Annotated in this window: 11 protein-coding genes; 3 read left to right on the top strand and 8 right to left on the bottom strand. The window is 64.1% G+C overall.

The window, feature by feature from the left end:
• Window positions 1–314 precede the first annotated feature (314 nt).
• Window positions 315–1532 carry a glycerophosphodiester phosphodiesterase family protein gene (locus tag JHD59_RS09455; protein ID WP_233163974.1) on the top strand — a complete coding sequence of 406 codons (1218 nt, stop codon included), beginning with the start codon at window positions 315–317 and terminating at the stop codon, window positions 1530–1532.
• A 56-nt stretch (window positions 1533–1588) separates the two neighbouring features.
• On the opposite strand, the gene JHD59_RS09450 is transcribed toward JHD59_RS09455, so the two are convergent.
• A complete protein-coding gene (locus tag JHD59_RS09450; protein ID WP_199154042.1) occupies window positions 1589–2425 on the bottom strand; it encodes an alpha/beta fold hydrolase in 837 nt (278 codons plus the stop codon).
• A gap of 27 nt (window positions 2426–2452) precedes the next feature.
• On the bottom strand, window positions 2453–2971 hold the full coding sequence (locus JHD59_RS09445) for an acylphosphatase (protein WP_199154041.1): 519 nt from the start codon (window positions 2969–2971) through the stop codon (window positions 2453–2455).
• A 190-nt stretch (window positions 2972–3161) separates the two neighbouring features.
• Between JHD59_RS09445 and JHD59_RS09440 the strand changes: the two genes are divergently transcribed.
• Both JHD59_RS09440 and JHD59_RS09435 read left to right on the top strand, forming a co-directional pair.
• Window positions 3162–3647 carry a GNAT family N-acetyltransferase gene (locus JHD59_RS09440; RefSeq protein WP_199154040.1) on the top strand — a complete coding sequence of 162 codons (486 nt, stop codon included), beginning with the start codon at window positions 3162–3164 and terminating at the stop codon, window positions 3645–3647.
• Window positions 3648–3774: 127 nt separating this feature from the next.
• Window positions 3775–5358 carry a hypothetical protein gene (locus tag JHD59_RS09435; protein ID WP_199154039.1) on the top strand — a complete coding sequence of 528 codons (1584 nt, stop codon included), beginning with the start codon at window positions 3775–3777 and terminating at the stop codon, window positions 5356–5358.
• A gap of 115 nt (window positions 5359–5473) precedes the next feature.
• Here JHD59_RS09435 and JHD59_RS09430 read toward each other — a convergent pair whose 3' ends face one another.
• The 6 genes from JHD59_RS09430 to JHD59_RS09405 all read right to left on the bottom strand — a co-directional run bounded on the left by JHD59_RS09430 (window position 5474) and on the right by JHD59_RS09405 (window position 12313).
• Window positions 5474–7006 (bottom strand): aldehyde dehydrogenase (NADP(+)), encoded by a 1533-nt coding sequence (locus JHD59_RS09430; RefSeq protein ID WP_233163973.1) that lies wholly within the window; start codon window positions 7004–7006, stop codon window positions 5474–5476.
• A complete protein-coding gene (locus JHD59_RS09425) occupies window positions 7003–8382 on the bottom strand; it encodes a diaminobutyrate--2-oxoglutarate transaminase family protein (protein ID WP_199154038.1) in 1380 nt (459 codons plus the stop codon). Before JHD59_RS09425 ends, JHD59_RS09430 begins: the two co-directional genes overlap by 4 nt.
• Before the next feature lie 150 nt (window positions 8383–8532).
• Window positions 8533–9963, bottom strand: coding sequence for an FAD-binding oxidoreductase (locus JHD59_RS09420; protein WP_199154037.1), 1431 nt, complete (start codon window positions 9961–9963; stop codon window positions 8533–8535).
• A complete protein-coding gene (locus JHD59_RS09415) occupies window positions 9960–10511 on the bottom strand; it encodes a hypothetical protein (protein ID WP_199154036.1) in 552 nt (183 codons plus the stop codon). Before JHD59_RS09415 ends, JHD59_RS09420 begins: the two co-directional genes overlap by 4 nt.
• A gap of 63 nt (window positions 10512–10574) precedes the next feature.
• Entirely contained in the window at window positions 10575–11633 is a 1059-nt protein-coding gene (locus JHD59_RS09410) for a TauD/TfdA family dioxygenase (RefSeq protein WP_199154035.1), read from the bottom strand.
• Between the two features lie 17 nt (window positions 11634–11650).
• Window positions 11651–12313, bottom strand: coding sequence for a class I SAM-dependent methyltransferase (locus JHD59_RS09405; RefSeq protein ID WP_199154034.1), 663 nt, complete (start codon window positions 12311–12313; stop codon window positions 11651–11653).
• Between the last annotated feature and the right edge of the window lie 44 nt (window positions 12314–12357).

Genomic DNA, 12357 nt, shown 5'->3' with positions numbered 1-12357 from the left:
GCGGCTGCAGAAATCCGAAAGTTTTGCCGAATCAACGAATTCCATGCCGCAGGCGGCCCGCCTTGCGTGGCGGGCGGCGGGCAGACAAGCGCCGGAAACCGATAATTCCCGGCGTTTTTCCAAAGTGGCGGTTTTCGCTCTGGCAGAGAATGCGGCCTCAATCGACATGCCGGGAGATCAATGGAAAGCCAAACGTCATGCGTCGCCATGGCGGCTGGATGGCCTGGCGCCGCAGTCTCCCTCCGCAATCACGCAATATCATGCAAGGACCGCCCCATATGCTTAACCTTCCCCTTTCTCTCCATTCGACATCCATGATCCAGAACGGCGGCGTCGCGACCGGGCAAGACAAGCCATCGTTGACGCAGCTGGATGAAAGCGACAAGCAAACCATGCTGCAATCGCGCGGTTACAGCGAAATGCTCAAGGAACGCACCGGCCACCATTTGTTGTTGACCGCCCATCGCGGAACCGGCCCCACCAGCGTGTTCGGCTCGACGTTTCCGGAGCGCTATTTGCCGGAAAACAGCCTGGAGGCAATCAAGGCGGCCATTTTGCAAGGCGCGGACGCGATCGAAATCGATATTTTCAAGTCGCGCGATGGCCAGGTGATGGTGACGCACGATGATGAGATCTGGCGCAATGCGTTTCAGGCCGACCGCAGCGGCGCGACGCTGCCCGATGGGGAAAGCAAGGCGTCCTATCTGGTTGGCCAAAAAAGCGTGGAAGAGCTTAAAGCCATCCCGATTGGGCGCAACGGCGAAACCATGCCCACCTTGGCCGAGGTGATGACGCTGGTGAACGACGCCAACCAGACGCTGACGCAATACGGCAAGAACCCCATCATCCTGAACATCGAGCTGAAAGACGAAACGGCGGTCAATGAGCTGTTGAATCTGTTGCAGGATGCGGCGCAGGCCACGCCGCTGGACAACATCGTGTTCTGCTCGTTCAAGCACGAGGCCCTGAAAGAGCTAAAACACCAGGCGGCGGAGCGAGGCATGGGCGGCGTGAACATCGCGCCCGGCATCAAAACGGCGGACTTGTTCGGCAAGGACAATATGAATCCGGATTTTTCCTTGAAAGACCCGAAGGCGGGTTATCACGCCCTGGCGATGGATAATTTGCGCGCCCTGGTGGAGGGCAATGACTTTCAGGGCTATGACGGCATCTTGTGGGATTTGCGCGAGCCCATCGTCGATCTGGCCGTTTCCGGCGGCAAAGCGATCCATGCTTCGACGTCGGATTTCCGCCAGTATGGCGACAACCGCGATTTCACCCATGTGCTGCTGGAGCTGAGCAAGCGCGTGGATACCTTTTTCAAGTGCGACAATGTGGACGATGCGCGAAAAGTATTGCTGGAGTCCAGCATCCTGCTGAACGGCGTGGGCATCCAGTTGATGTACAAACAAACGCCGGATGGCGAGGACTGCTTCTATTTCTACCGTCCGAATGATCAGCAGGATATCAGCCACATTCTGCAAACCGGCGCCAGCAAGCCTATCGCGTACTCCAAGCTGGCGCTGAAATAAGCCTGCGGCTGAGGCAAGGGCCGCCGCCCTTGCGCTCATCCGCCATGCCCGGCCGGCTATGCCAGGCCGGCCATTTGGCGGAGCGCATGCCGCCAGCGTTCCGGCGCGGCCTGGTAGCAATGGTCGTGATCGCCGCCTTCGATCAGCAGTTGCTGCTTGGGCCCGGTGCTCAGGCCGTACAGGCGCTGGCCCAGCTCTACCGGAATGACCTCATCGGCCGTGCAATGGATGAACAGCTGCGGCATTTTCAAATCTTCTATCTTTTCCTTGGACAGGAATTTCTGCCGCAGCAGCTTGGGAAGCGGCAGCCAATCCGCTGTCCAGGCGCGGCCGACGTCCGCGGCCGAGGTGAAGGCGCCGTCGACCACCAGCCCGTCCAAGCGCTGCGCATGGCCGGCCAGGTCGATAGCGACGGCGCTGCCCATGGAGTGGCCGTATAACAAACGCCGAGTCGCCTGCGGCGTCCGCTCCAGAAAACGCGCCCAAGCCAGCCGGGCATCGGTATAGACCGAAGTTTCGCTGGGCAGGCGCAGGGCGCTTTCGCCATAGCCGCGATAGTCTATTGCCATCACCGCAAAGCCGGCCTGGCGCAGGCTGAGCATCAGCCCGATATCGGTGGACAGCGTGCTTTCATTGCCATGCAAATACAGCACGGCCGGCGCGTTGGGCTTGTCCGCCGGCAACCACCATACATGCACGCGGCCGGCCCGCGTGCCGCCGCCGGCCGGCGCGTCCAGCCACTCTTCGGCATAGGGCACGCCAAAGTCTTTGGGATTGACGCTGACCTGGCGCGAGGGCTGAAGGATCACCAGCCGCTGCGCCACCTGCCAGCCTATCCAGATCAGTGCCAGCAGGGCGGCGCCATACAGCATTTTGCGATAAGTGGGTTTCACCGGGTTTCTTTCCTGCGGAGCCGACGCTTAGCGAGCCTGGCAGCCAGGTTCCGCTTTTTTCCAGTCGTCCGGGTCCAGCGTGTTTTTGAGAATGGCGCAGTATTCCTGTTTGGCCTCTTTCTTGGAGATTTTCTTGTCGTCCTGGCGCAGCGTGAATACGAGATTGTACGGCTTGGTGATGTGGCGGCTGGTAGAGGTCCAGCCCGTCACGGTAAAGGTGCGCAGCGCCGGATCGAATATCCCATCCCGAGTGGAGATCTTCACGTCAGCCGATTTGTCCGTGCCGCGTCGGATGCGCGACAGCGCGTCCTGAAGCCGCTTGTCCTTGCCTTGCAGGCTGAACTGTACAGTCTGCTCTTCCGTATTGCGTGCGGTTCCGGCCAAATTGTACTGGATCGCCTGCTTCAGGATCATGGCGCGAAAGCCAACCTGTTGCACCTTGCCGCTGGCAGTGCCGTCTATGGCTTGCGGACTGGCGGCCTGGACTTGGACGGCCATGAGCAGTGTCAGCAGGGCGAAAACGAAGCGGCGTGGCAAGCGTGTCATGAGGGATCTCCCGGCGCGATGCCCGGCATGTCGCCTGGGCGGATGGGGCGATTATATCTTCCTGCTTGCATGCCGGGCCGGCTTGTGCGGCGGCAAAGTGAACTCTTTTGCGGCACAAGGGTCCATCGAAGCCCGGGAGTCATGCAAAGTGGCTCCCATTCGTTCTTTAAACAATACAGAGAAGACCAAGATGCAACACGACATCCGTTTCCAGTCCGTCAATGAAGACAACTTTGAAGACATCATGGATCTGGAACTTCATCCGGAGCAGGAAGGCAATCTGGCAAGCAATGCTTACTCCGTGGCCCAGATGGCGTATTACGATAATTTTATCGGTTACGGCATTTACCTTGGGGAAGAGCCGGTCGGCTTCATCATGCATGCGGTGTTGCCAGAACTGCAGGACCCGCAGGAGCTGGCGATCTACCGCTTCATGGTGGATAAGCGCTACCAAGGCCAGGGCATAGGCACGCGCGCGCTGCGCCAGCTGATCGAGCGTTTGCCGGGCGACTTTCCCCGCGCCGAACGCATCACCATCTGTTACCACTCGGACAAGCCGGAATTGCGCGCTTTCTATCAGAAGCTGGGCTTTGTGGAAGTGGGGTTCGATCCGGATTCGTTTGGCGAGGATGGCAGCGGGCCGGGCGACAACGTGGCGGAAATCCGACTGCGCTGATGCTGAACGGCAGGCATGGCGCCGGAGGTGTGTTGGTCTTTTCTGTACGGCCGCGCAGATTGCGGCGCCATGCTCAATATTCCAATGAAATTGCCGATATGGTTCATCATGACAAAAGAAAACCGTGATGAACCTATCCCCACTCTTTGGCGCGCAAAACGGTCTTGGCCGGCTGCGCGCCATCTCTTTCTCCCCCAAGCTGGCCGATACAAATGCTCCCCGCGCCGAAGCGCCCCCCTTGCTTGACAGCAAGGGCTTGCAAGTGGGGTCGCCCGAGTCCCGCTTCGGCATGAGCCGGCAAAGCCTGCAGCTGCTCAAGGCCTACGATGTGCGCAATATCTCTGGGCGCGACTTGTATGACCTGATGGACGTGCTGGCGGCCAATCATGATATCGACCCGCAACTGGCGGCCGACATACGCGGCAATATCGACTCCAACGGCTGGAAAACCGGCGCAGAACGCAATGCGCTGCAAACGTATGACGATGCCCGTGATGCCGTGGTGGCGGACGTCAAGTCCGGGAAGCAACTTCCGCGCTTTGCCGATCCCAATCTGCGTTATCAGGATAAACTGCTGGGTTTGTTCAAGCAGTTGGCCGGCTTGCATGACGCGCTGCAGAAAGATGCGCGCGTGGAAACCGCCGCGGAGGGCGGGGCCCGCCAGGCCGCCAATCTGATGCGGCTGGATCGCTGGATGGCCAGCGCAGATCGAAACCAGCAACAGGGCCTGCCTTTGCCCCCCGCCAGCAAGGACACCTATTTTTCCATCACCGAGACGATGGATGCCTTGGGCATAGCCGTCAATCCGTCGCATGAGGATCTGACGCCCTCCGCCACGCTGGAGCGGGCGCGCGATGGCTACCGCAAATGGCGCGACCAGCATCCCGGTGAAACCCTCGCCATCGAATTGCAAGCAGACAAGCCCGACGATCCATCGGTCAAAACCGCCAACGCGCAGCCTTCCGCGCCGCTGCCGCAGGAGGATGTCCAGGCACGCGCGCAGGACAAGGCCAATATGCTGGCCCAGGCGCAGTACGGCATGCCTGTCGCCATGCTGCAGTTGATCAAGAGCGTGGACTTCAACAAGGTTTCCGCCCAACAGCTCAAGCAGTACGCGGGTTTGCTGCGCGATTACGGGGTGATCAGCCAGGATGATGTGGATGCGCTGACGCCGTTTATCCGTAGCGGCGAGGGAAGCCCTGCCAGGTATTTTCACGATGATCTGGCGGATGCCTCCCAGCAGGTGCAAGAGACTATCCAGTCGCGCGATCTGGAGGTGAACAATCCGCAGGCCCTGGCGCGCCAAATGAACCGAAGCGCCAACGACAAACAAGCCTTGACGCTGATCGGCCGCATGAGCCAATTGCACCAGCAATTGCAGTTTGATGACCGGGTGCAAGCCATCTCCGGAGATGGCCTGCGCCAGGCCGGGGATTTGGCCGCCTTCCAACGTTGGACCCAGGTTGAGCAGAACCCCGTCAATCGCCCCGAAGATGTCGTGCCGGAGTTCAGCAGCAAGGACCAGGCGGAAGGCATTCTCCGCGTGCTGCAGCGCATGGGCGTGGCATTGACGCCGCTGCAGGGCAACCCCGGCCCCAGCGCCCGTCTGGAATCGGCCTGGAAAGACTACCAGGCATGGCGCAAGCTGAATCCTGCCACCCAGCCGAGCATGCCGCTTACGCCGTCCGCCAGGCTGGATGCTTATGCCTGAGGGCATCAACGTTACAAAATCTGGCAGCTATCTATCCGCAAGCCCGCCCTCCGTGCCAGAGCGATCCACATCGTAGCGTGATCTGTTCTGCCAGCGACGTCTAAGCCATCCCGAATCATGCATCTTGCAGCGCCGGCGGAAGCAGCGGAGCGGGCATGTTCTGGTAGCACACGGGCCGTAAGAAGCGCGCCATCGCGCCGATGCCAACGGAAGTGCTGCGGCTATCGGTGCATGCCGGGAATGGTCCGCCATGCACCATGGCGGGTGAGACTTCCACCCAGTTTGGAAAGCTGTTAGCGAGGATGCGGCCTGCGCGGGCCTCCAGCAGCGGCAGCAGTTCTCGCGCCAGCGGCAGATCGGCCTCGTCGAGTTGCAGCGTGGCGGTGAGCTGGCCGTCCAGGCTGGCCACGATTTCAAATAGTTCTGCCAAATCGCGGCAGGCGACGATCAATCCGCAGGGACCGAACACCTCTTCCGCTAGCTCGGGCGCGGCGAGAAAGGTCGCGCCATCGGTCTCGAACAGCGTCAGCTGCGCTGCGTGCGGCCCTGGGCTGGGCATACCTGTGGCCAATTCCGCGACGCCGGGAAGGCTGCGCAGCCGTTGCAAGGCCTGGCGGTAATTGCTGTGTATGCCTGGCGTCAACATGGTTTCGGCTGGCTTGGACGCCGCTTTCAGCGCGGCGGAACGTTGAAGCCGCGTCAGGGATTCGTCTTTCAGCGCCAGTAGCAGCGACGGGCGGGTGCAGAACTGGCCTGCGTTCAAGGCTACCGCGTCCACCCAGCCAGCGGCGATGTCCTCCGCGCGGTCCGCCAAGGCATGCGGCAAGAGCAGCACAGGGTTGATGCTGCCCATCTCTGCGAAAACGGGTATGGGTTTGGGGCGTTGCGCGGCGGCGCGCAGCAGCGCCAATCCGCCCGCGCGCGATCCGGTGAAGGCTACGGCTTCTATGGCCGGGTGCGCGGCCAGTTTCAGGCCGATGTCGTTGCCATCCCCGATCAGCAGCGAGAACACGCCTTCAGGCAGACCGCACTCGGCAACCGCTTGCTGAATGATGCGGCCGGTCAGCTCGGAAACGCCAGGGTGCGCCGGATGGGCTTTTACCACCACAGGGCATCCTGCTGCCAGCGCGGCGGCGGTATCGCCGCCGGCCACCGAGAACGCCAGCGGGAAATTGCTGGCGCCGAATACGGCTACCGGGCCTATGGCGACGTGGCGCGCGCGCAAGTCTGGCTTGGGCGGCAAGCGGCCGGGCTGGCCCGGCTCCAAGCGCGGACCGGCGTCCAGTCCTTGCCGGGCGGCCAGGGCGAACTGGCGCAGTTGGCCGGCGGCGCGGCCGCGCTCCATGATGAGGCGCGCCGGAGACAGGCCGGTTTCGCGGGCGGCGCGTTCCTGCAGCGCGCCGCCTTGCGCCTGGAGTCCGGCTGCGATGGCCTCCAGCAGCCGCGCTCGCGTTTCGCCGGAACTGGCGCGAAAGGCGGTAGCGGCTTCGCGCGCGAGCCGGCAGGCCCGCTCCACTTCCGATGCTCCGCCGCAGCCGAACGCCGGCTCCAGTTTTTCCCCGCTGGCGGGGTCGATGGCGCGCAGCGTGCCAGACTGGCCATATACCGAGGCCCGTCCTATCAGCATTTCTCCACGAATCTCCATCATGACTGCAGCGCCTCGCGGATGGAGCGTTCCAGCTTGTCCATCGCCTCGTCCAGTTGGGCTTCCGTGATCACCAGCGGAGGCAGCAGCCGCAGCACGGCGGAATGGCGGCCGCCGGTTTCGATGATCAGGCCGTTGGCCAGGCAGCGCTTCTTGATGGCGCGCGCCAGTCCGCCGTCAGCCGGACGGCTGCCCAGCGCATCTGCGGCCGCGCCCGGGCGGACGATCTCCAAGCCCCACATCAGGCCGCGGCCGCGCACGTCGCCTATCACCGGTTGACGTTCCGCCAGCCCGCGCAGCGCCGCGCCCAGCTTTTCGCCATGAGCGCGAGCGCGGGCCACCAGCTGTTCGGACTGGATCACTTCCAGCGCGGCGGCGCCGGCCACCATGGCGATCTGATTGCCGCGGAAGGTGCCGGCGTGGGCGCCCGCCTGCCAGGCGTCATATTTCTCGTGATACAGCAGCAGGGATAGCGGGTAGCCGCCGCCCACCGCCTTGGAAATCACGATGGCGTCCGGCTCGATGCCTGCGTGCTCAAAGGCGAACATGTCGCCGGTGCGGCCGAATCCGGTCTGGATTTCGTCGATGATCAAGGGGATGTCCAGCCGCGCGGTAATGTCGCGCAGACCGCGCAGCCAGCGGGCGGAGGCCGGGATCACGCCGCCTTCGCCCTGGACCGCCTCGACGATCATCGCCGCTGGCTGGGTGATGCCGCTTTCCGGATCGCTCAACATCCGCTCGATATAGGCCAGCGAGATGTCTTCGGCGCGCTCGCCGCCCACGCCGAATGGACAGCGGTAGGCGTAGGGGTAGGGCAGGAAGTGCACATCCGGCATCAGGGAGGCGACATGCCGCTTGGCGGTGAGGTTGCCGGTAAGCGCCAAGGCGCCGGCGGTCATGCCGTGATAAGCGCCGTGGAAGGCCAGCACCGTGCGGCGGCCGGTGGCGGTTTTGAACAGTTTCAGCGCCGCCTCCACCGCGTCCGCGCCGCTGGGGCCGCAGCTCTGGAAGCGGATGTGGCGGGCGAAGTCAGGCGGCAGGCATTCCAGCAATTTTTGCAGGAAGCGGTATTTGGTCGGCGTGGTGATGTCTAGCGCCTGGGCCACATGGCCGGACTGCAGGAATTCGATCACTTTCTGTTGCACCTGCGGATGATTGTGGCCCGTGGCCAGCGTGCCGGCGCAGGACAGGCAGTCCAGGTATTCGCGGCCCGAGGTGTCAAAGACCTGGGCCAGGTGACCACGCTCGATGACCGTGTCGATGGAGTTGGCGTAGGTGCGGGCGGAGGATTCGCGCGCCTTGACGAAGTCGTACATCTGTTGCCCGTCATCGGTATTTTGATGCGAGACCGGAGTGTTGAGGCGTTCAGTTACGTTCATATGGCACCTTGTCTTGGTGGGGTGGAGCCGATTGCTGTTTGCGCCGCAGACAAACCGCCTGATCCTGCGCTGTGTTTCCTTGCCGCACGACTGATTGTCTGCATCGGCATGCCTTGGCTCAGGGTTTGTGCGAGGTTTTGGTTGCGGCTTCTAGTCGTAGCGGTGGCGTCCCAGCGCCGCTGCCGGGTCTAATAGCCGTTGCAGTCCCGCGGCAAGTTCTTGCGCGGCATCGCTAGTGTGTTTGCGGTAAAACGCCGCATTGAGCGGGCCGACGCCGTGCTCGGCGCTGAACGCGCCGCCGTGATCCGCCACCAGCCGGTATAGCGCGCTTTTCAGCATGGCCAGCCGCGCCGGGCTATAGCCTGCGGCGCATTCTCGTGGCAGCAACACGATCAGGTGGCAGCCGCCATCGCCGAAGTGGCCGAAGTCGTACAAGCGCAGCGCCGGGTGTTCATCGGCCAGCCAGCGCTCGGCGGCGGCATGGAAGGTGGGCAGGCGGGAGCGCGGCAGGCCGACATCGAACGACAACGGCAGGCCTTCCGCCGCCAAGGCCAGCGGCAGACTGTCGCGCAAAGCCCATAAGCTGTCCGGCCGGCCGAAGGCGGCATCGATCAGCAGGCCGCGTTGCAGCAGGGTGGCCAGCAATGTTTCAGCCTGCTCCTGCAACATGCTGTCCAGACCGGGCATCGCGCTGGCGATTTCCACCAGCGCGTAGCAGCCGGCCGCGGACTCGGCCAAGGGGTGGCGCAAGGCAGGGAAGTGGCGCAGCGTGGCCATCAACGCCGATTCGCCCATCACCTCGAAAGCGGACAGCATCTCGCCGAAGCGCTGCTCGCAGGCGTCCAGAACATCGAGCGCCGCCGCCCGGCTGGGCAGCGCCGCGAGCAGCGTCAGCACGGAAGCGTCGCGTCGTTTCAAGTCCCAGGCTGCCGCGGTGACCACGCCTAGCGCGCCGCCGCTGCCGACAAACAGTTGTTTCAAATCGATCCCGGCGTTGCGCTTGCGCAGCGGGGCGAGCAGGTCCAGCACGCTGCCCTGTTCGTCGGCCAGCACGATCTCCAGGCCCAGCAGATTGCGGCGGACGTCGCCGTGGCGCAGCAGCCGGCTGCCGCCGGTGTTCGCGCCTATCAGGCCGCCGATGGCCGGGTCGCTGCCCACGTCTATCGGCAGCCACAGGCCATGCGGCTCCAGCAGTCGGTTCAGCTCGGACAAGGCCATGCCGGCCTCTGCCACTGCGCTGCGATTGAGCGGGTCAAAGGCGCGCAGGCGGCGCATTCGCGCCAAGGACAACACGACCTGGCGGCCGGAACCGTCCGGCACCGCGCCGCCGACCAGACCCGTGCGATTGCCCTGGGGCACCAGCCGAACACGGTGGCGCACCGCGGCGCGCATCAGCGCGCTGACCGTTGCGGTATCGTCCGGCAGCAGCACGGCGGCTGCCTGGCCGCGGCAACTGGAGGCGTCTGCCTCGTATGGTTGGCAAGCCTCGCCGCGCAGCAGGGCGCCCGGCGAAAGCAGCTTGGCGGCATCGGCCAAAAAGGCATCGAGTCCGGCGATGGGAGCAAGTAGGGTGGCGTTCATCGCGTTTGCCTCGCCAGCGCCAGTTGCCGCGCCAGCCGGCCGCGGATCAGCAGCACAGCCAGCATGGGAGCCACGCCTCCCAGCATCGGGCTGTGGCGGAGCCAAAGCGCGATGGCGACGGCGATGCCGGCCGCCAGCAACAGTTGCCCCGATACGCGGCGTACCCGTTCCGGGTCTGGGTGCGGCTCCCCGATAAACCCCTGCGAAGAGAACAGCGTCGCGGCGAGGCCGATGGCAAACACCGAGGCCAGCGCCGGCGCGGCGCCGAAGCCGCGCCCCCACAGATCGACCGCGTCGGCCGAAACCAGCGCCAGCAGCGCGCCGATCGCCAGATAGAGATCAATGCCTAAGGCAATCCAGCTGCCGGCCCGCCGCTTCAACAACCAGATCATATGCGGCAGCGCCAGCGCGCCGCCGGCCAGATAGGCATCCTGCCAGCGGATGCCGTCGGCGCCGGGACCAAAACGCCCCCACATCAGAAAGCAGATGGCAGGCACGAAAGCCGCCGCATGGGCGAGATAGGAGCGTCCCAGCGTGGTGATGGACATGCTGATTTCCTCGTATGGCTATGCATGGACGCTCGCGCCGGGCTGCGGCGCGGGCGGAAAGGCTCAGTCGAACAGGGCCACCTGGATGTCGCGGCTGCCCTTGAACGGGTTGCGGCCATGGGCGACCGCGATGTTGTCCAGCAGCAGCAAGTCGCCGCGCTGCCAGGGAAAGGCGATTTCCTCGGCATCCAGCGCGTCGTAGATTGGTGCGATCTCATCCAGCGTGATCGGGGTGCCGTCGCCCAGCCTCACCTCATACGGTCGCGCGGGCCGGTCGCGGTACAGCAGACGGATATATTCGTAGCCGGCCGCGCCCATCGAGCGGGCGTTGTTGTGCTGGGTGCTTAGCTGGTTGAACCAGATGTCCTCGCCGGTTCCAGGGTGTCGCGCGGTGGCGCCGCCCGTGTGCGACACGGTCAGACTGCCGTCGTCCAGCCAGCGGAAGCTCAGGTTGGTCTCGCGGCACAGCTGCTCCACCCGCGCCGGGTCATCGCTCTGGAACACATCGTCCCAGGGGCGATGGTATTCGCGCATGGTGGAGTTCTTTAGCTCGCCGTCCTGGCTGGGACGGCGAAAATTACGCAGGTACTGGATGCCGCTTTGGCGGAAGCGCTCGATCAGCGCCGGCGGCAGCCGCCGCGTGACCGCGCGCATGTCGCAAATGATGGTTTCGCCGCCGCTTTCCGACGGCTGTTTGCAGAAGAAGGCCAGTTTGTGCGGATACTGCGCCATATAGGCCTTTTCCTGGTGCAGCCCTATCTTCAGCGAGGCGGGAATCCGTGTGGACTCATACACCTTGCCGTCGATATTGCGGCGCGGCGTGGCGCCGCCGATGTAGCCGAAGGCATGCTCCGGATACAGCTGGGCGATAGCTTGGAAGTCAGCGGTGTCCCTCAGCGCGAAGCCGCGCAGCAGCACGCTGCCGAAGGCGAGCAGCGCCTGGTCCAGCACGGGCAGCCGGTTGCGATACCAGTCGGCGAATGCCGCCGCGTTGGAACGCAAGGTCTCGTCCAGCGGCGTGATCAACAGCGGCATGCGCCACGGCGACAGCGGACGGCAGGCCACCCTGGCGTGGCCCAGCGCGTGTTGAAAGCGCAGCGCTTGATCGGCGGCGTGTTCCATCGTCATCTCCTCGGTTTTTAAACCGCCAGCGGTTTGCGGATCAGGATTTCGAAGCCGAGCGCGCCCATGCCGGCGCTTGGACTGGTCACGGCGCAGCAGTCGGCCAAGCCGGCCTCCGCCACCAAGGCGCGCGCCTCGTCCAGCGTGACCTTTTCCTCGACGTGGGTGGGCGGGTAGCCGACGGCGGCGCGCATCTGTGTGAACTTCTCCAGCAGTGCCGGGGAGACATCGCGGCGCATGTCGTGGACCAAGCCGACGCCGCCTGGCTGCAGCACGCGGTACATTTCGGTCAGGCTCTTGATCTTGTCGGGCAGGTGGTGCAGCGTGGCGCGGCTGACCGCCATCGCCAGGCTGGCGTCGGCGAAGGGCAGGTTTTGCGCGTCGCCCACTTTCAGCTCGATGACGCCGTCCAGGCCGAGATCGGCGATGCGCGGCCGGCCGCCCTCCAGCATGGTTTCATCCAGGTCCAGGCCGATGAAGCGCCAGTTCTTGAATACCGGGTCGGCCGCCAGGCGTACCGGCACCACGGCGGTGGCGGTGCCGATGTCCACCAGCGCGCCGGGCGCCATGTCCCGGGCCAACTGGCGGATGCGGGTGACGAACAGCACGTCCCACGGTTCCAGCGCCTGGGAGGCGAAACGGTCGTATTCGTCCGCTGGGCGAAGGTTTTTCAGTAGCATTGAGTTTCTCCATAAAAGTAAAAGCAGGATGGCGAGAGGCTGGA

Source organism: Chromobacterium sp. ASV23 (genome assembly GCF_016428945.1).
Taxonomy (GTDB): domain Bacteria; phylum Pseudomonadota; class Gammaproteobacteria; order Burkholderiales; family Chromobacteriaceae; genus Chromobacterium; species Chromobacterium sinusclupearum.
This window is presented reverse-complemented; position numbering and strand designations above follow the sequence as displayed.

Excerpts from the sequence above, each read along its gene's own strand:
- JHD59_RS09455 (WP_233163974.1), top strand. The coding sequence starts at position 315 with ATGATCCAGAACGGCGGCGTCGCGACCGGGCAAGACAAGCCATCGTTG.
- JHD59_RS09445 (WP_199154041.1), bottom strand. The coding sequence starts at position 2,971 with ATGACACGCTTGCCACGCCGCTTCGTTTTCGCCCTGCTGACACTGCTC.
- JHD59_RS09440 (WP_199154040.1), top strand. The coding sequence starts at position 3,162 with ATGCAACACGACATCCGTTTCCAGTCCGTCAATGAAGACAACTTTGAA.
- JHD59_RS09435 (WP_199154039.1), top strand. The coding sequence starts at position 3,775 with ATGAACCTATCCCCACTCTTTGGCGCGCAAAACGGTCTTGGCCGGCTG.
- JHD59_RS09430 (WP_233163973.1), bottom strand. The coding sequence starts at position 7,006 with ATGATGGAGATTCGTGGAGAAATGCTGATAGGACGGGCCTCGGTATAT.
- JHD59_RS09425 (WP_199154038.1), bottom strand. The coding sequence starts at position 8,382 with ATGAACGTAACTGAACGCCTCAACACTCCGGTCTCGCATCAAAATACC.
- JHD59_RS09420 (WP_199154037.1), bottom strand. The coding sequence starts at position 9,963 with ATGAACGCCACCCTACTTGCTCCCATCGCCGGACTCGATGCCTTTTTG.
- JHD59_RS09415 (WP_199154036.1), bottom strand. The coding sequence starts at position 10,511 with ATGTCCATCACCACGCTGGGACGCTCCTATCTCGCCCATGCGGCGGCT.
- JHD59_RS09410 (WP_199154035.1), bottom strand. The coding sequence starts at position 11,633 with ATGGAACACGCCGCCGATCAAGCGCTGCGCTTTCAACACGCGCTGGGC.
- JHD59_RS09405 (WP_199154034.1), bottom strand. The coding sequence starts at position 12,313 with ATGCTACTGAAAAACCTTCGCCCAGCGGACGAATACGACCGTTTCGCC.